This window comes from Enterobacter hormaechei ATCC 49162 (assembly GCF_001875655.1).
GTDB lineage: Bacteria > Pseudomonadota > Gammaproteobacteria > Enterobacterales > Enterobacteriaceae > Enterobacter > Enterobacter hormaechei.
Map to the genome: position 1 here is coordinate 394,838 of NZ_MKEQ01000002.1, position 24,278 is coordinate 419,115.

Genomic DNA, 24,278 nt, shown 5'->3' on the forward strand with positions numbered 1-24,278 from the left:
TACCGTCAACCCTTAACCAGCCCGATCACCAGCCTTCCCAGCTCCACGCTGACCGTGATCGGGGTGTCGGTGCTGAATCTAGCCTCTTCCAGCCAGTTACCATTCATGTGCAGACTGGGTTGGCAGGAATAGTATGTTGTCCTTTGGGAGCATGCTCTTTAATAGCACTAGGAAAATGGAAAACGGGGAGCAAAACCGCGTATCGGGGCACCGGTGTCTTTCCATCAAAATGCAGCAGGAAAAAATGGTTGTAACCTGCTGAATGAACAGGGAAAATTTCCCTCCTGAAGCTAACTTCGCAACGGATAAGGTTGTTGTGGAGAATAAGCTGATGGGCGGAAGTGAAGACGCTCAGGCAGCATGGATTCGCCAGCATGGTATCGACATGGCGACATGTGCAGATAGTCCTACCGGTGCCGCCTGCCAGAAAGCAATGAATGAGCGAGATTCTGTAGGGCTGGTTCCAGCAACGGGTACAGTGGCACTACTCCCAGGTAGTACTCAGGCTATGTGGGGACTGGGAGCAAGTGCGAATGCTGGTATCAGTTATCTGGCTGATGGTACTGTCGATCCGGCAAACGCAGCCATTGCAGGCTGGGTGAATGTGTTCAGCCAGGGTAATGGCCTGACGGGGACCGTGGGCTGGAATGCGGCAGGTGGTGCGCTGGGTAACTGGATTGACAACAAAGATCCTCTGTCTGGTGCAATTTCAAATGGTATCGGTTCTGCCGCTGGGTATGGTATCGGTAAAGGTATTACTTGGGGGACCGATAAGATCACGAATTCTGTAGAAAAATAGGTGACAAATGGCTGGGATCCTAAGTACGATCCAACGTGGATAAAATATGCTGAAGTAAATCGTAACGATATCATTCGAGAAGGCATGAAACCGAGCAATGTTCCTGGAACTGCTGGAGATATTGGTGGTTCTATAGGATCCGAGCTAGGTGGAAAAGTAACAGATAAAGTATCTGAGGGACTCAAGAAATGAAATACTCTTCTCGAGTGGTAATAGGTAAGTTTATTATATGCAGTTCAATTCTCTTATTGTGTTGTATTGGCATGATGTTAGCTGCCATAACAATTAAACTAGCATTTATAGCGTTAATATGGTTTCAAAGCGGAATTTTTGAAGTTGTATTGAGCGATATTGTTTATGCTGCTCAGTTGGGTGGCCTTGGTGGGTTCATATTAGGTTGTTGTTGGGTTTTGTTATATCTTTTTAAGGCAAAGGGTTTTAGTTGAGAATAACTCGCTGAGCCTCGGTACTGGTATGGACAGCTATGTAAATACGGCGGCGTCCTGGAACCAATATGCAGCGGCCAATGGTCTGACACTGGAAAAAACTCAGGCGGGGCTGGATAAACTGGTGAAGGGCGATTTACCGGAAGGGGCAAATATCGCTAAAGCCAGTGTGGAGGACAATCAGGATGGTGTGCTGGTTGCAGGCGCGTGGTATCCGGGACTAGCGGCATCTGTGGGTAAAGTTGCCGGTGGTGTGATACTGGCATTGAGTGCAAACGGCGGTTACCAATACAACGTTTTGAGTAAGCTCGGTAATGAGAATAAATCATGGGATTATTTAGGGAGTGCTACATCATTTACGACAGGAATGTTAGCTCCGGGGCGTGGTATATGGGCTAAAACCGGAATAGCCACAGGCGGTACTGTATTCACCGATGGACCTGATGGTGCAGCTCTTACAAGTGCAGGTGCGGGAGCATTTATTGGTGGTGGGTTCGGAAAGTATGCACCTGTTATTTTGGTTCCTGTTTTTGGAAATTCTGCTGCTTTTGTTGGTGACGTTGGAAGTGCGTTTATGTCTGAAATCATTAGTAACGGGATGAAAAATAATAGCAATAGCACCAATAAAAAGGAGGCAGGAAATGACTAAGAAAGTGACTGTTTCACTGCTTGATCTTGGAGTTGTTTATTGCTTTTTATGCTTTTTAATTCTTGGTATAATAATACAGAGTGTGATGATATTTATGCATGCTGGACATATAACCCTAAGCAAAAAATACTGATTGATACTTTAGTCTTAAGTGGCATTGCCGGTATAACTGCTGGAGTAGGCTCGTGGCTCTTCGCTAAACTGGACGAGCGCAAAGCCCGTAAACCCCCCCCATCAGATCCAAAATCCTGATCGAAAGCTCCCGACTACCACGCCGGGAGCTTTGGTTCTATAGCAGGAGTAGGTGTAATAATCATAAATTTTATTTATAAAACATCCAAAAAATATAACCAGTGTAAATCTCCACCATCTTTTCCGAAAAATTAACCTAACCTCCTACACTGACGGGATGGATCATGAAAAAACTGCGGTGAATGCGGCCGCACAGAAAAGAAACGATACAGTTGATAATAGTGTAAATTTTTTTGCAACATTAAAAATTATTAATTTGAGGTAAAATAAATGAAAAAGGAATTTAAAAATTTTATTATTGGCATTACAGTATTTACGTTGAGTGGATGCACAGCAGGTCTGAGACCTATTTTGGAAGATTATAAAGGCTCGGATGCAGCCAGGATAAGAACCACATCTACCGGTAATACGTCACTTCAATTTTTTGAAAAGCAACCTGCTGGTTGTTATAAGAAAATGTTGGAACGACGTATTACATCTGGCTTCTCGATCATCGGTCTTCCTGTCACAGGCAATAAAAAAATTGGGATGCCTCCATCGTCAGACAACAAAGGGATGTTCATAAATGAATTCACTCTTAAACCTGATCAGTATATAAAAGTTATCCATTACTGGACGCAGCAAGGTTATTATCAAAATTCTGAGCGCTCGGTGAGCTATGACTTTATACCACAACCAAATCATGATTATGATATAATTGTAACTGGCTCTGAGTTTTCCGGTGATAACCTGAACATAAAAGATCTTAATCCTGATGCTAAAGTAATTAGGTGGGGAGACGTTAAAATATGTCAGTCCGACAGTATTTTTTGATGAATTTCTCACAACAAGAAGTCTGCTTTTAATATAGTGAAAAAATAGCCACGATAAATCGTGGCATTCATTGCTCCCGGACAATACTCCGGGAGCAAAACTTCTCCTTACCTGCCCCGCTTAATCATCGGCACATCACCCAAATCATTCAGCTCACCCGGAAACGTTTTTAACCACTTCGCCACTTTTTGTTTATTGATTTTCACCACACTCATACTGTAAGTATCCCGCATAATCGTGCCATTCATATTTAGAGATCATCCGGCATAATCACTCTGCCAACGAAGGAGATCGCTATGCGTAAAGCCCGTTTTACTGAGCATCAGATCATCGCTGTGATTAAGTCGGTTGAAGCCGGACGAACGGTTAAAGATGTCTGCCGGGAGGCCGGTATCTCTGAAGCCACCTACTACAACTGAAAGTCCAGATACGGTGGCATGGAAGCTTCTGATATTAAAAAAATCAAGGATCTTGAGGACGAGAACCGCCGTCTAAAACAGATGTTTGCCGACCTTAGCCTGCAGAACCGGGTGCTGAAAGACGTCATCGAAAAAAAGCTTTAAAACCAGCCTTTAAGCGTGAGCTGGTCACTCATCTGATAACGACGTCCGGACTCAGTATTCGTCATGCCTGCCGGAGTCTTAATCTGAGCAGAACGGTTTACCATTACCGCCCGGATACCACACGTGATGAGCCCGTTATTGCCGCATTGCAGGCTGTGGCTGAACGATACCCACGATATGGTTTTCCGAAGCTTTACCAGGTTTTGCGACGGCAGGGATATCCGTGGAATCACAAAAGGCTCCACCGTATTTACTTTCTGCTGAAGCTGCATTTTCGCCGTAAGGGCAAACAACGGCTGCCGGTACGCAATCCCTCACCACTGGCCACGCCGGAAGCGCTGAACCAGAGCTGGTCTGTCGATTTTATGCATGATGCGCTGGCCTGTGGCCGTCGTTTTCGCACGTTAAATGTCATTGATGACTTTAACCGTGAGGCGTTGTCGATTGAAATCGATCTGAATCTGCCAGCTTTGCAAGTGGTTCGTGTTCTCGACAGGATCGCGGCAAACCGTGGCTATCCGGTCATGCTGCGCATGGATAATGGTCCGGAATCTATCTCTCTGGCGCTGACTGAATGGGCTGAGAGGCACGCAGTAAAACTGGAGTTTATCCAGCCGGGTAAGCCGACGCAGAATGCTTTCATCGGGCGTTTTAACAGGACATACCGTACAGAAATACTCGATTTTTATGTGTTCAGAACGCTGAATGAAGTGCGGGAAATCACGGAGAAATGGTTATCAGTATATAACTGTGAACGCCCGCATGAATCACTGAACAATATGACACCGGAGGAATATCGACAGCACCATTATCTGGCCGGGATCTCAAAAAATGCCTGGAACTAAAACGAGTCTATTTACAATACGATCCTTACCTTCAATACCTGTGAATGCCACCCCAAAAAACAAAAGGACTCACGATTTCTCGTAAGTCCCTGATATCTGGTGGCCCCTGCTGGACTTGAACCAGTGACCAAGCGATTATGAGTCATAAAATTGGCATGTTTTTAATTGTTCGTCATTGTCTCTATTCGTATTTTTAATTGTCTATAATCAATCAGTTATGAAGTTATTTTTGTTTCTGATTGGTTCTCTCATTTCCCCATTGTACTATCCTTACCTGACCCGTTACCTGACCCGAAATGGGCATCGGGTCAGGTAACGCTTATCCTTAGAAAGGTAAACTCATGGCCGCTAATCTTACCGAGACTGCTATACGTGGATTGAAGACAAAAAGCACGGCGTACTACGTGTGGAGCAACAGCGCTCAACGTGGTACTGGCAGGCTTGGCGTTAAGGTTCAGCCTTCAGGCAGCAAAGTTTTTTATTTCCGTTACTACGTTGAGAAAGGGAAGAAAGAGAAGTTCATCCAGTTGGGCATCTGGCCTGAGATGAAACTGGTGACGGCCAATGAGCTGGCGAAAAAGTATGGTGCCTGGCTTGTTGAAGGAAAAGAGCCCCAGCAAGAGCTTGAGCAACAGCGCCTGGCCGAACAGCACATCATGCAGATCCATCGTTCTCAAGGATCGTTTGAAGAACTGGTGCATGGTTACGTTAACAAGATGAAGCTCGACAATAAGCGGACCTGGGCTGATGTTCTGAAGCGTCTTGAAAAAGAGTGCTACACGGTTATCCCTCGAGAAACCAAAGCGAAAGATGTAACACCTCTCCAGATTAAAACCATCCTCTCAGGCATTATCCAGCGTGATGCGGTGGTGCATGCTAATCGGATTCGCTCGTATCTGATGGCGGCATTTAACTACGGCCTGAAAGCTGATAACGATCCGATGAATACCAGCGTGGGTATCACGTTTGGTCTTGAAGTTAACCCGGTCTCGGCCATACCGAAACAGTCTTCGGCGGAAAAAGTGGGTGATACATGGCTAACGCTGGAAGAGTTGCGTGTTGTCATGGAACAGTTCGCCGAGGCCACCAACGTTGGGCCGCTGATGCAGCATCTGATTCGCTTCTGTGTTTATGCTGGTGGGCAGCGTCCGTTTGAAATGATAGCCAGCCAATGGAGCGCGATTGACTGGCAGCAAAAGACGCTACTGGTCATAGCTGATGTATCGAAAAACAAGCGCGAACACCTGATCCCGCTGACTGATTCTGCGCTACAGGAATTAGCCTCGGTGAAAGAACTGGCTAAGGAAAGTGGGAGCCCCTATATCTTCCCACTCTCGACCAATGGAGAGCGACCGGTACGCACTGATAGCTTGGCGCGTTCCATCATGTACTTCCGGGCCTTTAATCCTGAGTTTAAAGTTTTCACGGCACGAGATTTACGTCGCACCTGCAAAACGCTGATGGGGGAGGCGGGGATCAGCAAAGAGATCCGCGACCGTATCCAGAATCACGCTTTAAATGACGTCAGCTCGAAACACTATGATCGTTATGATTACTTGCCTGAAAAGCGTAGGGCGCTTGAGATCTGGGAAGACCGGGTTAACAACTATCAGCGACAACAGGAAAACAACGTTGTGAACTTGTTTGGACGGAGGTAAGAGCTTGGCAAAATATGAGCTTAATTCAGCAGAAGAGCGGTATCAGCCGGACTCTGGAGATTTAGTGCTGGCTAATAAGCTGGGAATCATTGATGAACAGGAAATGGATACGCTGGAGTCTGGCTTGCTGCTGATGCTGTATGAGCAGCTATTTATTGAGAGCCAGCCGCCTGAGGCGCTGGTTTTTGAGCATATCAGTAGATGGCATCGTCAATGGCTGGGGAATGTGTACGACTGGCGGGGAGGTTGCGTAATGCCAACCTGACAAAAGACGGCTTCCAGTTTGCCGCTGCCGACAGGATTCCTCTGCTTCTTGATGGTTTCGAGAGGTAGTTTCTCTCCCGAACTGGTGAACTGAAATCCCTGGCTCGCCCGGAGCTGGTTAGTTATCTGGCTGAATGCCACGTTGAGTTTATTTTGATCCATCCATTCAGAGAAGGTAACGGGCGTCTGTCGCGGCTACTTTGCGATGTGCTGTCGGTTCTGGCAGGGAAGGGCTTACTGGATTACAGCCTGTGTGATGAGCACAAGGCATTTTACTTCAAGGCAATACAGGCGGGGGCTCAGGGAACTATAACCCTATGATGCAGCTGGTAAGCGATATCTTGCCAGACTAGCGGGCGAGGCCAACGGCTTTCGCCTGTGCCTGATTTTTTTTTAGTTGCTGCTCAATCTTTTGTACAGAAACGCCCGTTTCGATAGCTGTTGAGCTGGCAACGGAACGGTAAATCTGGGCTTTTGTAACTTGCGGTGATATTGATTGTTTGCGCATGGAGCGGTTCCTTGATGTATTCAATTGGATTATAGTTGTACTGGATGAATTGGACAATAGATCTCATTGGTTAGTATTTTAAAGCACAATCAAAAGCGTAAAATCGGTGAGAATTTTATTCTGAGGAGGAAAAATATAATGGAAAACAAATCTCAATTTCTTACTGTTGAAACTATCTGTATAAAATATAGTATTAAGTTAGAAAATATAATAGAGCTTTGGTGTGATAATAACATCCCTCTCTATATACATCTTGAAGGAAATCCGTGTCAATTATCATGTTCTATTCGTAAAGACGATGAGTCTCACTTAAAGGAGGTGTTAAACGATATTCCCACCGAGATTGGCTCGCCTAATAGTTCACTAGATAATATCGAACAGCATAAATATTTTATTGAAGACCGCAAGGTTGAAATTATTAACGAAGTTGATTTATATCAAAAAGATAAATCCCCTCTAACTAAGATAAGACAGTTTCGAATGAAAAAAGGGGCGGGTATTTTCTATATTCCCATCGGCGATGATCAGTTTTATTACGATGGTTACGCATATGGATATTGGCGGATTAAGCCTGGACCAACTACACGGTTCATAAAGGGTGATTATAAAATATCTAATTCAAATCCTTTGTTGTCGGATGACGATGTTTCAGCTTTATTGAAAGTCATAGGACATGATGAAGGGGACTTTTTGATATTTAAAGAAGCAATTGAAGTTAATAAACGTGAGCTATGTATGAATGTTGATGACATTGAAAATTTAGAGTTTGCATTGACTGGTTCATCGAAAATTGAAAAGAAAGAAAGTGAAAATCGTTATTCTAAGGTAGAGCATTTGGCTTTATATATTTTGCTAAATGAGTATTGTTTGGAAAATGATGGTAGTGTTAACTTCACAACAATGGCAGGTGTTTTAACCAGTCTGAATAAAAATAAATATGGTGGAGAATATGAATTCAAACCTGAGACTATTCGCCGTTGGTTAAAAAACATTCCAAAGTAACTTAATGTATTGAATTGATATAGCTCAGTCCACTTTGTCCGAACTCATCATCCTACATGCTGTGTTAAAAGGATGAGAGTGTTCTTTTCCTGTTGTCCTCGATACCTTATTAAGGCCTTAATAAGGTGTCTGTTCCTTTCACATCCTCGTAAACTGAGACATGCTGCTTTCACTGAAACGAAGGAGGCAACATGAAAACAACATTCAACTATCCAACACCACAAGAACGTTTACAGGTCCTGCGTAACTATGGCGAACCCCATGACCGCCTAGTACGTGAAAAGGAGCGTCAGTACATCACATCGGTATCTCGTTCAACGGCCTGGAAACTGGAGCAAGTCGGTCAGTTTCCGTTGCGTAAGTCTATTGGGTTGAAGTCCTGTGGCTGGCTGTTAAGCGATCTACTTTGCTGGATTAACGAACGTTAGCATCCAGAGATTTTGTGCATTTATTTTTGTTTTTTTTCTGAGTATCCGTGTTCATCCTGCTATTTCTGCAATTAATAGCGGAATAGCAACTTGCGCGGAACTTTTTAACGTGAATTGTATTAGAGGTGTTATATGTTTAACGGTAGTCCTTTCCCTGTAGATGCATTTCCTCAGATTATCAGAAATGCCATTTATGAAGTGGAACAGCATACGCAAGCCCCGCAAGCTTTGATCGCAGCTTCTGCTCTGGGAGTTATTTCTCTTGCCTGTCAAAACCGGATTGATGTTTGCCGGCTGAACAATCTGCGAGGCCCAGTATCACTTTTCTTACTGACACTGGCAGAATCCGGTGAACGGAAAAGTACGGTTGATAAATTGCTGATGGAGCCATTATATCAACTGGAGGAAAATTTATTTGAAAAGTACACCCATGATCTTACCGTCTGGCGAAATGATGAAGCGATTTTTAATATTGAAAAAAAATCTCTGATGTCAAAACTCAAGTCAGAAATTAGACGTAACAAAGATCATTTGGCAACAAATGAAAAACTTAAAGTGCTGCTGGCATCGCATCCTAAATCACCGGTGAGATTCAAGCAGATATTTAACGATGCCACACCCGCGGCCATTAAAGATTACCTCTGTGGCTACTGGCGATCTGTAGGCATTATGTCTGATGAGGCTGGCACTATTTTTAATGGTTACACGCTGAACGAACTGCCTTTCATCAATAAGATGTGGGATGGTGCAATGTTTCCTGTAGAAAGGAAAGGTGAGCCTGAAAAATTAATCAGAGATGCCAGAATGACACTGTCACTGATGGTCCAGCCTAATATTTTTAAGGGTTATATTAAACGGAAAGGTGATATGGCAAAGGGAATAGGTTTCTTCGCACGATGCCTAATCTGCCAGCCTGGTTCAACACAAGGCAATAGACAAATTACTAGCCCGGTTGTTTCAACCGAATATCTACCAATATTTCATCAAAGACTTATGAAGATCGTTAACGAAAGTATTGCTAGAAATAATGAAAATGATCGTCTTTGCCTCCGATTCACTGTAGAAGCAGAAAAACGCTGGATCGCATTTTCTAATAATGTCGAGTATGAAATGGGGATTCTTGGAAGACTGTCAAACTTTAAAGATTACGCATCAAAAATGGCAGAAAATATGGCAAGAATAGCCGCACTATTGCACCATTTTAATGGTGATGAGGGTGATATCTCACTTTTAACAGTTGAGGCCGCAGTAGAGATAAGTACCTGGTATGTTGGCGAGTACGTACGCTTGTTTTCTAAACCCCAGGAATTCACGCTGGCAATCTCGGAGGCGGATGAACTTTATTGGTGGATAAATAATTATTGTATTCGACTCAAGGCATCTTGGATTACTAAAAATACAGTGCTCCAATACGGCCCTAATAAATTCAGGAATCGTAGCAAAGCAAATGAGGTGCTTAATACGCTATATTCTCAAAATAGAATACTCACAGAAAAGAAAGGTAAGACAGTATTTATAGCCATAGCAGGCTCAATATTCTGACATTCTACGGTTGAACAGATATTTAATTCAAGAGTAAAAATACAAACTGAGCCTATTACCAGTAAGGGTTTGTTATCTTGATAGGTAATATATTTGTAGTCCAATCAATACCTCAATATTACTTGGTAGGATACTATATGACATACGACAGTGAGTTTGGTTCACATGTATCCCTATATCGGGATAGAATCAAACAGGTTATTGATGACTCCCTAAACGAACATCTTAACTCAATGATTCTACGTGTTGATCTGCATGACCCAATTGATACAGAAAATATGGATAACCCATTCTTTCAACCCAGGGTTGACTCTGGTGCTATATCTCGCTTTACCAGTGCGTTAAAAGCAAAGCTTAAACACGATAAGCATATTAAAACTCAACGGAAAGACTGGCCTGATAGTCGACATTCCACTTTACGTTACGCATGGGTCAGAGAATATACCAAAAATGGAAAGCGGCATTACCATTTGATACTGTGTTTCAATCAGGATGCTTATTATCATTTAGGTGATTACGACTTAAACCGTAACACGTTACGTACAATGATAACGACAGCTTGGTACAGTGCACTTGGCATCCCTATAGATAGCTCGGGGAAGTTAGTTAATTACCCGCCAAATGGCAAATACCTTCTCAATCGTAAAAGGGAGAACTTTGAGGAAACTTATAACGACTTATTGAATAGGGTAGATTATATGACTAAGGTGCGAACAAAAATCTTCGGTGATGGAGACCGTAATTTCGGTTGTAGTCGAGGTTGATTTATTTTTTACAGCCATAGCCTTTGTTATGGATGGAAAGGCTATGGCTATTGTATGATGTCTCAATTCTATGACGGATATGTTACAAGCATTACTGGCTATTGCATAACCATCTTAGTTGACGCCTAAAGCTTTATAAACAGCGTCCACCGGGTCTGCATAAAAGCTTACCTGAAACTTGGTAAATAATTCCGTCGGTACTGTTGGGATATCCATAGCTGATGCCATCGGCAGCAGTACGCGCTTAGCTCCACTATCGAATGCTACCTGTAGACATGCTGCCAGATCCTGCACTGGTTTAATCACGCCTCCCAGTGTCATGCTACCCAGGACGACCATTTGTTCCTGTACGGGCTTAGCCAGCAGCATAGAGCAAAAGGCAATCAACGATGCAAGGCTGGTGGTTGTACTTGGCCCGGTGTTGTGAAGTTCTACCACATGCAGATGATATTCATGTTCAGAGAATTTTGCTGCTGCACTGATACGGCTCAAGTTGCCTTTGAAATAGTCGAAACCAACTCGAACAGCTTCTTTCGCTGCAGTATTCGATCCCAAGCCTGAAACGGCATGTTTACCATTTCCCGCCATCATTTGGGTTTCAAACCGGTATAGGCCAGTCATCCCTGAGTCTGCCTGAGTAACCAAATGTACTACACCAGGTTTTTGCATTCCTGCCGGAATCAGTTCGCTCCCGCCTTGTTCTGGCACACTGACGAAAAATTCTTCCAGGCTGTCGTTATCGATATAGCTGAAGTTCACATCAAAAAACTCGAGACCGCCGAGTTTCTTAAGCTGTTCTTTCACACGACGACGAACCTCTAATGCATAGGTCAGACACACGCGTACATCTTCTTTATCGTAGGCCCCATCCGGATGCATTAGCTTTAACAGGCCAGATACAGTGCGGCGTACAGCAATCACATCACGCTGGTTGAGGTTGTTTCCCAGCTTGAAGAATTTATCAATCGCGTCTGAGAAGCTACGTTTACGCATTTCACGCATGTACTCGGCGAGATAATCAGTGATTAAACCGTAGCGGTTGGTGAAAAATTCCGGACGCATTTTGGGAATTTCCCAGCCAGGAATATAGGCGTGGAAACGATCAAAAAATGCGGTATCGATCATTGCATCCGGGAATGGCGCGAGCAAATGGCTAGTTTTTACAAGCGTATCCACGCTCTGATTAATGTTGCCGACAAACACCATGGAGGCTTTTCCTTCAATGGAGTCACGTCCGCGAGAGAACGAGCCTGACGCCATGTAATCCTTCATAATTTGCACGCCGTCTTTGTCTTTGAAAGTAATTCCCGCCACTTCATCAAACGCCACCACGTCCCACATGCCGACTAAACCAATCTGGCGGCTGGCCATGTTGTAGAACAGATTAGCCACGGTGGTCTGCCCACCTGAAACCAGCAATGAATTTGGTGAGCATTCCTTATAGACGTGGCTTTTACCGGTACCGCGTGGCCCGAGTTCGCAGACGTTATAATTATTCTCAACAAACGGGATCATGCGGGCAATCAGATGCCATTTGGTGCGCGGCTCAATATTAGCAGGTTCCATCCCTACAGAGCGCAGCAGCACGTCAATCCACTGGTCGCGATCAAATTGTTTACGTGCCTCAAAGACTTCATCCATGTCCATATTCGGCATCTGAATAGGCTTCAGTGTGAACAATGAAAAAGGGGATGTTTTTTGCCCTTCTTCGTAAAAGTAGTTCACCGTAATCATGCACCAGATGCCGCCGGTCAGCAGTTTCTCGTTATCTTTCACCATTTGAGATGGAACTAGGGCATCTTTAATGCCGAGGTTAGATAGCTGAGCTTCGTAAACGTCTTTCTTTTGGTTTAGCTTCACCGTGACTTTATCGATGATTTTGTAGGAGCCGCGTTCACGAATCAGCGATTTTATTTTTTCTGCTTCATCCGGGCGGACGTAGTTATCAGAAAGAATACGTTTAACAGACTGAAGCCCCTGATCGACAACCTCATCGTCATCGGATGCACAGTACATACCGAGCAAATATTCCAGTACATAGACCGGAACATTCGCCCCTTCTTTAAGTTGTTTAGTCAGGTCTTTACGCACCACGCGGCCACGAAAGTGCTGATTCAATAATGAATCCAGGTCCTGAACAGAGGCCATTTCCATGTTGGTCGCCGAGTTATCCTGCTGTTGCATAACGCCTCACTTAAAAGAAGTCATCCTGGAAAGCCAGGTCGATTGTAATCGGATAGCGGCCATACTCTGTGGCGCTGTCCGCATTCTCCAGGATCAGCACATATTTGTTTTTACGATTGAATGCTGTGCCCATGAGTTTCATGGTCACATCGCGGGTACGTTTCCCCATATCGTCATTGTCGCTATCGAAGCAAACCGTTTCCATGCCGGAGACAACCTGATTATTTTCATCAACGATAAAGATATTCAGCGTGCGCGGTTCATTGAGGTCGTCCACCGCTGTAGTCTGTATAAAGCCGACTTTATCAATGCTGTTTACCAGTTTTATCACGTGATCCCGTGCAACAACTGATACAGGTTGGCGCTGTGGTTGTTTCTCGGCAGCCTTTTTCTCAAGCGCCCGGATTTTCAGCACTGGGACACATACTTCCTGCAACATGGCTCCGCCATGAACGAAACGTGCGCCACCTGCAAAGTGGAAACGCTGTACGCCTTTTGGCAACAGGAATTCACTCTCATCATTTGTCCCAGCGGTATCCGACAGTTTGCCGTGCCAGCAAAATTCGTTCACAGGCAACTGATGGCCGACGATGTAGCGCTTTTTCGCTTCAATGGCATTTACAGCTTTACTCTCCAGCTTAGTCTTATCCTGCTCCACCAGCGCTTGTTGTTGGAACAGGAAGCCATGATCGGCGGTGACGAAAATTCGGCTGGCGTTAAAGCGGTTTCGCAGGCGTGATACCAGATCTTTCAACTCGGTGATTGCACTTCTACAGGCTTCAAAGGTTTTGTCTTCCGTTGCCGCCTTATCGCCAATAGCATCAATAGTGTCGTGCCAGATATAAACCACAGAGGCATTGCGAATCTGATCGTTCACATCTTGGTTATTGGCGCTCTGCAATTCCTTCGCGCTTAATGCCACACCGTTAACTTTCGCCAGAATAGAGGCACGTTTTTCAAACCCGGAGGTAGACATCCCATCGGCATACACCACACCGGAATTGTCAGGCAGATAACTCAAGGACTCATGAGGTAACAATGCCGCCATACCTAACTGCGTGTAGCTCGGCAACACTCCCGTCTGGGAGCGCAGTTCGGCACTGAAGTGCTTCTCATGATTGATGTGTCTACCCAGTTCTTCTGCTACCTCGTAGCGCAACGCATCTGAAATCACGACAAAAACACGTTTCACCTGCGAAGTGTCAAATTGCCGTTTCACATTCTCTTTATAGAAATTACGCTGCAACGGCACGCCGCTAATTTGCCAGGTCTGCATGCGATTTTCCGCTTCCAGCAGTTTGTTCCAGCCACGGCTCAGCTCTGCCAGATACCAATTGCTGTAAAGCTCTTCAATGAATTTATCCAGCTCATGGAGGATCATCGCCCCTTTACTGTGCACTGGCGCGGCATATTCATTGAACAGGCGGTAGGTCTGATCGAAGCGATAAATTTCGCCGCAATAGGCTTTCCAGAACGTGCCGGTATCGGGGAAATTAAATCCATCAGTATAATGATTACGTAGATTAAGCAGGCGCTCAGCCTGGCGTAAGGCATTCCAAATAGAGAGATATTCCGGGCGGGTCTGGCTCCAGTATTTCGCACTACGTTCTGACACCAATGCTTTAAACGCGTCCCTGTCCAGGGTCGTGCTTTCTTCCTGTAGTTGAGTCACCAGGCCACGGATAATCAATTGCTCGATAGCTTCGAAAGTGTCACATTTTGCCAGCGCATATGGCGAGCTGTAGTTGTAATGCTCTTTCGGCTGCAGTGTCTGCTGGAGATCGGCTGCACAATAATCGTATTCTGTTTTATAACGACGATCGTTCCGCCACGCCCCCATAAAGGCCAGGGCGGACGCACGACCTGCGGCAGTAGTCAGCACATTTTTACTCAACCACTCGCGATGAGCGTCATCACCTTGTGCCCAAAGATCGGTACAGAACAGTTTCAGCAGTAGGTTTTCCAGCGTTGGTGCTTCTGCCTGGTAACCCAGTTCTAGGTTAAGGATTTCCCAGAGGACCTTATCCAGCCCCAGCTTTTTCAGCACGGCAAAAGTATTTTCTAAAGCACTATCATCCTGATGACTTGCAGCAACAAATTGCTGGATCAGAGCAAACAGGATTTCTTTGGTTTCAAAGGTGCTGGCTCCGGCAACCACTGCCAGCATCTTCTTATCGAGGGATTTTTCTGTTTCGCGCTCGGTGACCCAGCCTTTAAGTAACTGGGTACGTTTGACGGTAAAGAAGGCTTTGCGAAGTTGAATATGTTCGCGCAACCCTAATTGTGGGATGCCCAGTGAATTCAGTGTGATCGCTGCATAGTCAGCGTGGAATTCGGTGCTATAAAGGCGGATGTCTAGCAGCCAGTCCTGCTCATGGGCAGGAACTTCACTGGTAAAATAGAGTAAAAATTTCTGTGTTGGCTCGTCGATTTCGATTCTTTTTTTTGTGGCGAGCACAGAAACGCCGCCCATATCCAGCAGTGTGACGTTGTCGAGATCCAGCTCATTGAGCGAATCGGTGAAGCGTTGCTCCGGGTCGTGCCAGAAGACGATGCGATTGTCGTTAAACTTCTGACGAAGCCCGGATTCCAGTTCTTTAAATTGCATTATTGATTCTCAAACCAGTCTACCAGTTCGCGGGCACTTGCGCAGTTTGGGTGGGCAGCTGCTTTGCTCACATCAAACCCATAACGGGTAACCATTTTATTTGCAAAAATAGTTTTGCTAGGGCCAGTCCCTGGTTTGTTTAGTTGCTGGGCTATTTGTTTTAGTCTGTCCCAAGGTTTAGTGACCGTTACCTCGGGTTGGTCTTCATAAAATTCATCTACATTGAGCCAGACTTTCATTGCCTCGGAATCTGCCAAAAACCAGGCTTCAATCGCTTTAATTGCAATAAAGGAGACGTCAACCTCACCATGAGCGATGCGTGCTCTTACCACTTCAGTTGAAGCTTCATCTTCCAAATCTGTCAGAATGCAGATTTTCTCAGCACCTGCCCCCTTTAATTCTGCGACGAAGCTATCAACATATTTTGGCAAAAGATTACCGCCACCTTTGGCATCTACAACCGGCGTAACTAATTCGAAACCGTGGTTTTGCAAAAAGGCGACAAATAAAGACGAGTTAACAATGATAGATTCAGTACTGCCCTCGACGATAAATCCAACTTTTACCATGGCAAACCACCGTTAAACAAATTTGTTAACCATGCGGTATCCAGGGGGATTTTCTTTTTATCAACACCAGCATCTGAGGCACGTTTCAACTGGGTTTTCCCCTCTTGCTTACTCACAAGCCACAGCTCATCCGGTTCCAGGTTTCTAACAACAGATTCACTATGAGTGGTGATAATAATGGGATGTTCCAAAGTAGCATTCTCGCGCATCAACTGCACCAGCTCACCGATGGCTTTAGGGTGGATGCCTCGCTCTGGCTCTTCGATGATGGTCATTCCTGTCTGCTGCGCCCGACTTAGTATGGCCGTCATAATGCACAAGGTATAAATAGTGCCATCGGAGATCAAATGTGCTGGAAAACGCGCTTTAGTTCCGTGTTCTTTGAAAGTCAGTACTGTTGAACCATCCAGTTTTTGTTTTTCGGTGGACACATTTTCCATACCAGGAACAATGAGCTCCATCCAGTCCAGTATTTGCTCTTTGAAGTCGCTATTGGACTCCAGTTCAGCAAGCACAGAGGCAATATTTTTGCCGTGAGGGTCCAGAAAAGAGGCGTCTGTTTTTGCACCATCAGGTTCTTTCGCCCGCAGCGGATCGATGCGGAACACGACAATATTGGTTAAAAATGCATACAGCTCGCTTTTACCCAGCAGCATGAGCGCCGTCATATCTGACGAATAGTTAGGAAAATGCGCAGGGGGAATTTCGGGATCGTCACTTAAACGGATGGTGAGGGCATCTGGTTGTCTGCGATCAATATAGATCTCCCCATTGATCGCCAACCTCTCTGTAATGGCGGGCTTCTTATTCATACTTTTGATCGTCAGATCATAGGTAAACTGTTTTCCTGCCAGCTCAATATCAAGATGCAGTGACGCCGTCGTCCGGTTTTCACTACGCAGCTTATAGCAATGGATCTGCTGAAAACCACCGAAATCGCGAATAGCCTGAGTCGCGCCGGTTTTGACCACGGCACCAAAAAAAGCCAGAGCATCGGTAATGTTACTTTTTCCCGCGCCGTTGGCCCCGGCAAAAGTAATGAACGGTGGGCTTTCCACAAGGGAAAGCTCCGCGATACTCTTGTAGCCTTTAATAATCAGGGGATGTTGATCCATTATGCCTCCTGTGGAGTGCTACCGGTGATCGCCTTCACATCTGCCAGTAGATCGCCAAATTTGCCGTAGTTAACCTTAACGCCGTCATCCAGATCAATAGTGATACGTCTATCAGCATAGTGACGCAAGCGATCGTCAAAATTGCGCAGTTCGTTGAACTTCTTGGTAAACCCATCCAGCTCTTTTTTCAGGCGCGTGGTGGCAGCTCCCGATTCAGCACTCTTAAGCTGATCGTTAACCAGGTCGATATTGCCCTGATAGCGCGCCAGCAGCGGAACCACGTATTCGGTACGCATACGCGACAGGGTGGCGTCATTATAGCGGTGCAGATAGACCAGACACTCAAACGCCTTCTCTTTACCGGAGCTGAACAGCCAGTAAATTGGGCGCTTCTTGTACATCTTCATATGATCTTTCCAGAACTGCGTGGAAAGATAGCGGCGAATGGTATCGAGTGATGATTCGCCTTTTTTCGGTTTGATGGCGTACAAGCAGAGGCTTTCGGCAATGAAATCGAGGTTTTCCTGTAGGTGCTCTTCACCCCATACGGTTTGGACAAACTCTTTTACACGAGCGGTGACATCGTCGTCGAACCAGTCGGAATCCATTAATGGCAGGATGCCATCTTCATCGGCTGGGAAGGTTTTGTAAGCACCTTCGGCGACTAATTCGGCAAAACCTTTGTTGCCTTCGTGAGCGTAGACTAAACCTTCGCGATCGAGAGAGTAGCGGCCCATTTGGCAGCCGATGATGTAAGAAATCAGCTCCCCAATCATTGCGGTTAAATTAATATAATCAGAACCACTAACAACATTAGATATAACATCCTCTCTAATGTCATAAATATTAATTAACTCAATGTTTATTTCATTCTCAATATCGGAAATACAATCCGCATGATTTTGACATGAGATAATATATTTATTTATAGAGTTAGATAGCACTTCATCTAATGCAGTATTAGATATAAAATTTGGTCTTTTAAAATCCCAAGATAATTCTTTATCATCCCAGCTCTGTTTGGATTTCATAACGGCTTCTTTACTGAGAGATATAACCTTTTCCATTTGAGTGCTATCACCCTCGATTACAGGTAACTTAGCGACGTCGCCCGGCTGCAGTGAAATTGTTGGGGTAATAGAATGAACGGTTAATTCAAATATTTTCGAATTAAGTATAGCTAATAGGTAAAGTCGCTTTTCTCCATCGATGAAAATTGAAGCTCCTTTGTTATCAAAGATAAACCCATTATCAAATAGACGAAATCCATAACCAGAGCTTGAGACCGTAGAAAATGTTATTCCAGGCTTGAAATAGTTACTTTCGTTTGCTACCACTGAGTGTGGTATGGCTTTTATTTGCTCACCACCGTCTTCCCAGTTAACAATGCTTTCATTCAACCCATACCATTTTAACGAACCACCACCTTTATTGTATGGACACCATTTTTTCTTATGCTCTGAAAAATCTTTTGCTGATGAGTATCCAAGCCCAATTTTATCAAAATTAACTTCAAACCAAGAGCGAACAAATTTTTCATTGTTTGTTGTAGTATTTCCCTGTCGAGGAATGGATATATTCCTCAAAGCTTCCCCTCTAAAAAAAACATCTATTATTGATGGTGTTAGCCAATACGCAACAGGTGCGCTTGGTATTTTTTTAAAGTCTTCTTGTAGAGTATTATCAAATCGATTTTCCCGCTCGAGCAAAACCGTCTTCTTCAGTTCCTCATTTCCTTCAATCAAACGGAAAAATACCGGCTGGTAGCGTTCAAAATGGTTATTACTCATCACCCATGCAGTAGTCTGGACCACTTCTCCAGAAATCTGCCCAAACGCCCGCGCCCCTAAATGTGCCATAGTGATAAAAGTTTTATTATCCAGCAGCCAACCGCGAAGCGCTTCATAGCTCGACAGGAACATCCATGACTGCATATTCACTTGCGCATTGAAACCATTCTCTTTGAGTAAAGAAAATGCATGCTGCATAAACATCGCAAACAAATCTGACTTGCTGTCCGGGAATTGTTTTTTAGCAAATTCTTTTAGCTCGCCATTCATCCCTTTCCCGCCCATATATGGCGGGTTCGCCACAACCGCATCGTAACGCTGCGCCAAAATCCACGCCTGCTGAATATACGGAATCAGCTCCGCCGCCGCTTCTTTCTGCGGGATATCACCCTCGACAGCCAGACGATACAACTCATCAAGAAGCCCTTTTAACGCCACTTCATCTTCATGTGGAACCTGAATCAGCGAACCCAGCGTTTTTGCGCTGGTAAATAACGCCAGCGTTCGCATCAGCAGCTTGTATTCCGCGCTGTCGGTGTTGGCTAGTGTCATCTCTTCAGGGAACATCTGGCTAGTAGTGCCACGCTGCACCTGCTGGTGGAAGTTCAGCTTGGTCCATAGCTCAGCGATATCCAGCTTACTTTCCTGCAGGGAGACAATATTCAGCCGCACACCACGGCCCAGGATGCGGCGATCGTCCTGACGCGCCAGCATCAACATCGCAAAGCCTGAGAGCTGTGCGGCGCGGTCATCGATGTCCAGGCCGAAAATATTGTTTTCCAGAATCAGCTGCGGAATATCACGGGTGCGGTAGCCTCGTTCTTCATAAATCGCTTTCAGCACGTTATAGGCTTCGGTCAGGATATGCCCGGAGCCGCAGGCTGGGTCCAGCACTTTAATGCTTTCAGGTTCAATGCTTGATGGGGTGATGGCTGCCAGCTGCGCCTGCACTTCCGGCGTTTGCTCCGCTGGCTCGATGTAATATGGCATTTTGCCTTTCAGGTTGGAAACCGGATAGGTTTGCAGCCACTGGCGACCCACCGAGTTCTGCACCAGATACTGCACAATCCAGTTCGGGGTAAACAGTTGGGTCGCGGCAGGAATATCTTCGCTCTTCACCACCTTGCCGATTACATCGTCTTTTTTCTCGGAGATGTAGGACTGATACAGCCAGCCGATCACTTCGACCTGTTCCCAGTCTTCTTCAGGAATAATGTCCACCAGCCCACGCAGAATGGAGTCAGTACGGGTCAGGTTATCCGGCAGCACCAGCTCAATTTCATCATTGACTGCTTCGAACAGGAAAGGCATTGCACCGTGCAGCGCATGACACTGGGCAAGCAACAGTTCACGATACAGCTCTTCGTCACGATCGCCCGCCAGCTTCATCTCAACCAAACGCGATGTGTCCAGCCCAAGTGCATCAGCCACTTCAGGCACATGGTCCAGAACCTCAAAACCACCTGCCAGCGTCGGGTGAGACAGCATACGGAAACCGTGATCAAGATAACCGTGCAATTCCATATAGCGAATGGCGCAGAAGCGGTTAAACCAGGTGTAAGCGATGTGCTCTACCAACACCTCGTAGCCTTGCTTTTCGGCACGTTTTACCAGACGTTCACGACGTGAGATTAGGGATTTGTCCAGCGAGAACTGGCCATAGCGAACCAGGTCTCCAAGATCGGTTGCCTGCGCAATCTGTACATTACCTTTTTTATCGGCCTCAATACCCAGCGTGGTCAGTTTTTGCATGACCGCATCGCGGAACTGTTTACGTGCCACCGGGGCGTATTTTTTGATGTTTGACGTATTCATGTGGAGTCCTGAAAAGGGCAGATAACGTCTGCCCTGAAAATGGGGAATGTTACTGAAGCTGCACGCGTTCGCCTGCGTTAATGGCATCCATGAGCGTTTTACGCAGCTGTTCCAGCGCTTTGTCGACCTGTTCGGCGTTATCCAGCGTTGTTACACCCGCAGCACGTTCCATCGTCTTACGCGTGTTCACGTAGATTGTCTTTTTCAGTTTGGGTTCAGGCTTATCGATGGGGTCGATAATTCCTGGCTGAGGCGATTTTTTGGGGACAGGCACTTTCTTACGCTGTTCCTCAACCCAGCTGTTCAGCCGTTCGTTCGCTTTAAATTGAAGCGCCCTAACCTCAGCCTGTTCTTCCATAATTTGCGGGATCAGACCGTTCTGCTCTACTTTTTTACGCGATTGTTGCATCGGGTGTAAAAGCGAGTGCTGCAAGTCAGCAGGAACGAGCATCTCCAGCATGCTTTGCTTCAGCTCATTGATATGACCATCGATCTGCAGCAGCGCATGGCTTCGGTATTCTTCCACCAGACGCTGGTTGATGGTTTCAACGGTTTCAATCAGCGGGATAATCCGGTGCAGCTCTCCGTAAGGTCGTGCCTTACTGTAGATGCCTTCCAACTCCTGCAACAGCTTTTGGGCCGTTTCGTCTTTATCCAGCGCGTTACGGTTAGCTTTAAAACTGCCATTCAACGCGGTACTTAAACGCTGCCAGGTAGCGTACTGATTTTTGTAGAAGCTGACTAAATCGTCCCAGTCTTCCGAGAAATCTTCGAGGTCACCGGCTGCTGCAGTGACTTTTTCAATGACCGCGTATTCTTCTTTCTCGTTCAGTATCCCGTTCAGCAGCACCAGACCTTCTGCAATTTCTTTTTGCCCTGGGTTTTTGCCGCTCTCTGCACGGGTTTTGAAGACGGTCAGCTCGCTCTTCCAGCGGCCAAACAATTCGCGGATGTGTGACACCAACGACTGCTCTTCACGCTCGTTAAACGGTTCCCCGGCAATCTCGGCCATCAGCTGCGCGGCTTTGGTCAACTGCGCTTCGTCATGGCGACGCACTTTGTGCAAACGCAAATCACTGTAACGACGTGAATTATTAAACGCGTCCCACGCCTGCTTCAGTGCGATTTCACTGCCTTGCAGAGTGAAGCTGTATTTACCGCTGCGTGCCAATCGAGCAACCAGCAATTTGACTTCATCTTCCGGCCAGCCAAATGGACGACGGCCAAAAGTGGTAAGAATATCCCGCAGGTAAACTGGCTTATGAGTCTCAATACTCATACTGATCCAGTTGTCCACTTCACGCATCGCCTCTGGGTTGGATTCTTCCATATCACCGAGGTCGAGCTGGGTATCATTTTCTACTGTCAACAGCGCGTGAGTCTCACGATTTACGTCTCCGGTACTCAGGCGCAGCAATTTTAGTTTGGAGAAACTGTTCTCGATAACGTAACCGCAGGCTGCATCTACGATAGCTAACGGCGAAGAGGATTTCTTATCCAACCGCTCGCCCAACGCCCAGACATCAGCCTGAGCCAACAAGCCTTCAATCTGCGCCTTCAGCGTTTTTTCGCGCATGCCATTTTCACGGCCTTTTTCCGCCAGCAGTGTTGCCTGTTCCGGGCGCTGTCCGCTTTGCTTGCTGAGGAAGGCTTTAGTTTGGGCATACATGGTCAGGTCTTGCCAGGTTCGGGCTTCATCAGGCAGACAAATGAGGATGCAGTCTTTACTGTCCGTCATCAGCAGGCTATTGGAATGCACCCCCTTGTAGCTCTCGTAGTTCGAGTCCAGCGGCGTGAGCACTTTAACTACCAAATCGTTAAGATTTGCGCCATCCAGTGGGTGCCCGTTACAGAAACGACTGATATCAAAATCCTGCTTGTTCGCCGGATAACGGTACTTTTTGTTCTTCAGGATCTCGTCAAAAATGATAGTCGAGAGCTGTTTATTGATGGTGGTGAACTCAATGTCGATATTGCGGATTTCGTTTTCAATCTCTTTCTCTTCATTGGTGAGGAAAACGAATTTGTCATCAATACGCGAGATCAGCATTTCAGCCTGCAGACGATTAAGGCTGGCTTCAATCTGTCGACGCAGTTCCACTTTATCAGTATCAATACGATCGATGGAGAGCGTGACGAGGTTATCAAGAGTACTTTTCAGGACGTCAACGTAGCGGATCAGGAACAATGTCTTCAACAATTTGCCGTCAAATTCCGTCAGTGACGGAGACTGGCAAGCCTGAATGATAGTGCGGCTAACCGCAGGTTCAAGGAAGCTTTCAATCGCGGAGTAGAAACGCCAGAACGGGACTAGGCTGTCCAGACCATCGGCAGAAATCTGCACAGCTGCTGACTGGAAGGCATCCAGCAGAGAGCGCTCCCCCATTGCCAACTGCTTACCCGCAGCCCCTTTGGTACGGATCGATTCAAAGACCTTTTGTAGGATCTGGTACTGCCATGGCACAAACGGATAGTTATCAACGAATTCTTTGCTGTTGGAGTAAGCGCGCAGCGTGGCTGTGGTTGTTGTGTCGAACGCCAGCTGGTTACGTAGAATGTCACCTTTCTCCTGCCAAACAGCTTCCAGCGCCGGTTTTGCCGCCTCGGTTTTCACCAATAGTCGTTTCTGGATAACTTCTGAAGTATTGGAACTGGAGAGCTGTAAGCGTGTGGAGAAACGTCCCTGGATTTTGGAAAAATCCTGACCGTCACGGCTACTCATACCGCCAATCGCGGCATTGATGTCAGCCTGAGAGGTGACAATCACCCATGCGCGACCACCGCAGATAACGCCCAGGTTTTCCGTGATAGTTTGCAGCTTCAGCATCATCTGGGCATCTTTGCCAATGAACTGACCAACCTCATCGACCATAAACAGAATGTTACGGTTGCCCTGGATGTCGAGCCACTCTTTCACCCACGTACAGAAGTTCTTAATATCTAGCGGGAAGTTCTTATCCAGTTGTTCGATCCACTGACGAGAGGATTCCTCACTCTGTTTGGTCGCGATGCTTAATGCTTTCGCCATCTGATCGTTGATCATCAGATAGACATCGCGTTCATCTTCCCAGCGAGAACCGGTAATGTCGGCAAAGGCGGCTTTAAACGTATCAAACTGATCGCGTTTATCGAGCTCGCGTTCCAGATGTGCAATGTGCGGGAAGTCCCCGCAATAGCCTGCCAATTCGTTAAAGACTTTCAGGAAAACTTTTAGGATCGCATCAACGCCATCTTCAACGTTTGCGCGCGAGTCAATATTGAACAGCACCACATCGGTCGGGTGTTGAACCGCTTTGCGAATATCGGCCAATAACAGTGCGTCGTCGATTTTCTCTTCAAAGAAAGAGAGCGCATTGCGTGTTACGCCATTGTGGCTGACCTCGCGGTTCGCCAACAAATAAGAAAGGATTTTAATGAAGTGAGATTTACCGGAGCCAAAGAAGCCGGAAACCCAAACACCCATCTTATCGGCAAGTTGCAACCTACCGGGGCCTGTGGCGGGGGCGTACACCTCGAAAAACTGGCGTAGGTGACCGTCCAGTTCTCGGGTGATGACATACTCATCCAGTTCAACCCAGGCACTTTCGTCATCGGTCTGCTCGGCTTTAATCACGCCGTTAATATTACGTTTTAGCGGTTTTTCGAAAATCTGTTCAATATTCAT

At 46.0% G+C, this 24,278-nt stretch carries 17 protein-coding genes and 3 pseudogenes; 11 read left to right on the plus strand and 9 right to left on the minus strand.

Going from position 1 to position 24,278, the window contains the following annotated elements:
- Positions 1–5: 5 nt before the first annotated feature.
- Positions 6–131 (minus strand): annotated as a pseudogene (locus BH712_RS20945) (SymE family type I addiction module toxin); the annotation flags it as partial.
- 131 nt (positions 132–262) lie between these two features.
- Between BH712_RS20945 and BH712_RS20950 the strand changes: the two are divergent.
- The 4 genes from BH712_RS20950 to BH712_RS20970 all read left to right on the plus strand — a co-directional run bounded on the left by BH712_RS20950 (position 263) and on the right by BH712_RS20970 (position 2,959).
- The gene (locus BH712_RS20950) at positions 263–799 is read left to right on the plus strand and encodes a hypothetical protein (protein ID WP_006812040.1); all 537 of its coding nucleotides are present in this window, start codon (positions 263–265) and stop codon (positions 797–799) included.
- Complete coding sequence (locus BH712_RS20955) at positions 800–991, plus strand: hypothetical protein (protein WP_006812039.1); 192 nt, start codon at positions 800–802, stop codon at positions 989–991. It begins immediately after the preceding gene.
- 282 nt (positions 992–1,273) lie between these two features.
- Positions 1,274–1,894 carry a hypothetical protein gene (locus BH712_RS25010; RefSeq protein WP_006812038.1) on the plus strand — a complete coding sequence of 207 codons (621 nt, stop codon included), beginning with the start codon at positions 1,274–1,276 and terminating at the stop codon, positions 1,892–1,894.
- A gap of 522 nt (positions 1,895–2,416) precedes the next feature.
- Positions 2,417–2,959 carry a hypothetical protein gene (locus tag BH712_RS20970; RefSeq protein WP_006812037.1) on the plus strand — a complete coding sequence of 181 codons (543 nt, stop codon included), beginning with the start codon at positions 2,417–2,419 and terminating at the stop codon, positions 2,957–2,959.
- 107 nt (positions 2,960–3,066) lie between these two features.
- Here BH712_RS20970 and BH712_RS24940 read toward each other — a convergent pair whose 3' ends face one another.
- Positions 3,067–3,207, minus strand: a complete 141-nt coding sequence (locus BH712_RS24940; RefSeq protein WP_006812036.1) for a hypothetical protein — start codon at positions 3,205–3,207, stop codon at positions 3,067–3,069.
- Between the two features lie 48 nt (positions 3,208–3,255).
- On the opposite strand from BH712_RS24940, the pseudogene BH712_RS24390 reads away from it, so the two are divergent.
- The 3 genes and pseudogenes from BH712_RS24390 to BH712_RS25305 all read left to right on the plus strand — a co-directional run bounded on the left by BH712_RS24390 (position 3,256) and on the right by BH712_RS25305 (position 6,642).
- Positions 3,256–4,367: pseudogene (locus tag BH712_RS24390) on the plus strand (IS3 family transposase).
- A 341-nt stretch (positions 4,368–4,708) separates the two neighbouring features.
- Positions 4,709–6,025, plus strand: coding sequence for a tyrosine-type recombinase/integrase (locus BH712_RS20985; RefSeq protein WP_006812031.1), 1,317 nt, complete (start codon positions 4,709–4,711; stop codon positions 6,023–6,025).
- Positions 6,026–6,029: 4 nt separating this feature from the next.
- Positions 6,030–6,642, plus strand: a pseudogene (locus tag BH712_RS25305) (Fic/DOC family protein).
- On the opposite strand, the gene BH712_RS24775 reads toward BH712_RS25305, so the two are convergent.
- Complete coding sequence (locus BH712_RS24775) at positions 6,639–6,797, minus strand: hypothetical protein (protein WP_006812029.1); 159 nt, start codon at positions 6,795–6,797, stop codon at positions 6,639–6,641. The pseudogene BH712_RS25305 and the gene BH712_RS24775 overlap by 4 nt on opposite strands.
- Before the next feature lie 138 nt (positions 6,798–6,935).
- On the opposite strand from BH712_RS24775, the gene BH712_RS21000 reads away from it, so the two are divergent.
- The 4 genes from BH712_RS21000 to BH712_RS21015 all read left to right on the plus strand — a co-directional run bounded on the left by BH712_RS21000 (position 6,936) and on the right by BH712_RS21015 (position 10,533).
- Complete coding sequence (locus tag BH712_RS21000; RefSeq protein WP_019077733.1) at positions 6,936–7,799, plus strand: hypothetical protein; 864 nt, start codon at positions 6,936–6,938, stop codon at positions 7,797–7,799.
- A gap of 191 nt (positions 7,800–7,990) precedes the next feature.
- The gene (locus tag BH712_RS21005; RefSeq protein ID WP_006812027.1) at positions 7,991–8,227 is read left to right on the plus strand and encodes a helix-turn-helix transcriptional regulator; all 237 of its coding nucleotides are present in this window, start codon (positions 7,991–7,993) and stop codon (positions 8,225–8,227) included.
- A gap of 132 nt (positions 8,228–8,359) precedes the next feature.
- Positions 8,360–9,769: a YfjI family protein gene (locus tag BH712_RS21010; RefSeq protein WP_006812026.1), complete on the plus strand. Its 1,410-nt coding sequence runs from the start codon at positions 8,360–8,362 to the stop codon at positions 9,767–9,769.
- 137 nt (positions 9,770–9,906) lie between these two features.
- Entirely contained in the window at positions 9,907–10,533 is a 627-nt protein-coding gene (locus BH712_RS21015) for an inovirus Gp2 family protein (RefSeq protein ID WP_006812025.1), read from the plus strand.
- 114 nt (positions 10,534–10,647) lie between these two features.
- On the opposite strand, the gene brxL is transcribed toward BH712_RS21015, so the two are convergent.
- The 6 genes from brxL to brxC are packed head-to-tail and all read right to left on the minus strand — an operon-like array spanning position 10,648 to position 24,278.
- Complete coding sequence (brxL, locus tag BH712_RS21020; RefSeq protein ID WP_006812024.1) at positions 10,648–12,717, minus strand: protease Lon-related BREX system protein BrxL; 2,070 nt, start codon at positions 12,715–12,717, stop codon at positions 10,648–10,650.
- A gap of 10 nt (positions 12,718–12,727) precedes the next feature.
- Complete coding sequence (gene pglZ / locus BH712_RS21025; RefSeq protein ID WP_006812023.1) at positions 12,728–15,325, minus strand: BREX-1 system phosphatase PglZ type A; 2,598 nt, start codon at positions 15,323–15,325, stop codon at positions 12,728–12,730.
- Positions 15,325–15,894: a hypothetical protein gene (locus tag BH712_RS21030; protein ID WP_006812022.1), complete on the minus strand. Its 570-nt coding sequence runs from the start codon at positions 15,892–15,894 to the stop codon at positions 15,325–15,327. The genes pglZ and BH712_RS21030 overlap by 1 nt, the downstream gene beginning before the upstream one ends.
- Entirely contained in the window at positions 15,888–17,009 is a 1,122-nt protein-coding gene (locus BH712_RS21035) for an AAA family ATPase (protein WP_006812021.1), read from the minus strand. The genes BH712_RS21030 and BH712_RS21035 overlap by 7 nt, the downstream gene beginning before the upstream one ends.
- Complete coding sequence (gene pglX, locus BH712_RS21040; RefSeq protein WP_006812020.1) at positions 17,009–20,614, minus strand: BREX-1 system adenine-specific DNA-methyltransferase PglX; 3,606 nt, start codon at positions 20,612–20,614, stop codon at positions 17,009–17,011. The genes BH712_RS21035 and pglX overlap by 1 nt, the downstream gene beginning before the upstream one ends.
- A gap of 49 nt (positions 20,615–20,663) precedes the next feature.
- The gene (brxC, locus tag BH712_RS21045; protein ID WP_006812019.1) at positions 20,664–24,278 is read right to left on the minus strand and encodes a BREX system P-loop protein BrxC; all 3,615 of its coding nucleotides are present in this window, start codon (positions 24,276–24,278) and stop codon (positions 20,664–20,666) included.

Bases quoted from the DNA above. Each gene is read 5' to 3' on its own strand.
- BH712_RS21030 (WP_006812022.1), bottom strand. From the start codon at position 15,894: ATGGTAAAAGTTGGATTTATCGTCGAGGGCAGTACTGAATCTATCATT.
- BH712_RS24940 (WP_006812036.1), bottom strand. From the start codon at position 3,207: ATGAATGGCACGATTATGCGGGATACTTACAGTATGAGTGTGGTGAAA.
- BH712_RS20985 (WP_006812031.1), top strand. From the start codon at position 4,709: ATGGCCGCTAATCTTACCGAGACTGCTATACGTGGATTGAAGACAAAA.
- pglX (WP_006812020.1), bottom strand. From the start codon at position 20,614: ATGAATACGTCAAACATCAAAAAATACGCCCCGGTGGCACGTAAACAG.
- BH712_RS20950 (WP_006812040.1), top strand. From the start codon at position 263: ATGAACAGGGAAAATTTCCCTCCTGAAGCTAACTTCGCAACGGATAAG.
- BH712_RS21005 (WP_006812027.1), top strand. From the start codon at position 7,991: ATGAAAACAACATTCAACTATCCAACACCACAAGAACGTTTACAGGTC.
- BH712_RS24775 (WP_006812029.1), bottom strand. From the start codon at position 6,797: ATGCGCAAACAATCAATATCACCGCAAGTTACAAAAGCCCAGATTTAC.
- BH712_RS21010 (WP_006812026.1), top strand. From the start codon at position 8,360: ATGTTTAACGGTAGTCCTTTCCCTGTAGATGCATTTCCTCAGATTATC.
- pglZ (WP_006812023.1), bottom strand. From the start codon at position 15,325: ATGCAATTTAAAGAACTGGAATCCGGGCTTCGTCAGAAGTTTAACGAC.
- BH712_RS21035 (WP_006812021.1), bottom strand. From the start codon at position 17,009: ATGGATCAACATCCCCTGATTATTAAAGGCTACAAGAGTATCGCGGAG.
- brxL (WP_006812024.1), bottom strand. From the start codon at position 12,717: ATGCAACAGCAGGATAACTCGGCGACCAACATGGAAATGGCCTCTGTT.
- BH712_RS20970 (WP_006812037.1), top strand. From the start codon at position 2,417: ATGAAAAAGGAATTTAAAAATTTTATTATTGGCATTACAGTATTTACG.
- brxC (WP_006812019.1), bottom strand. From the start codon at position 24,278: ATGAATATTGAACAGATTTTCGAAAAACCGCTAAAACGTAATATTAAC.
- BH712_RS21000 (WP_019077733.1), top strand. From the start codon at position 6,936: ATGGAAAACAAATCTCAATTTCTTACTGTTGAAACTATCTGTATAAAA.
- BH712_RS21015 (WP_006812025.1), top strand. From the start codon at position 9,907: ATGACATACGACAGTGAGTTTGGTTCACATGTATCCCTATATCGGGAT.
- BH712_RS25010 (WP_006812038.1), top strand. From the start codon at position 1,274: ATGGACAGCTATGTAAATACGGCGGCGTCCTGGAACCAATATGCAGCG.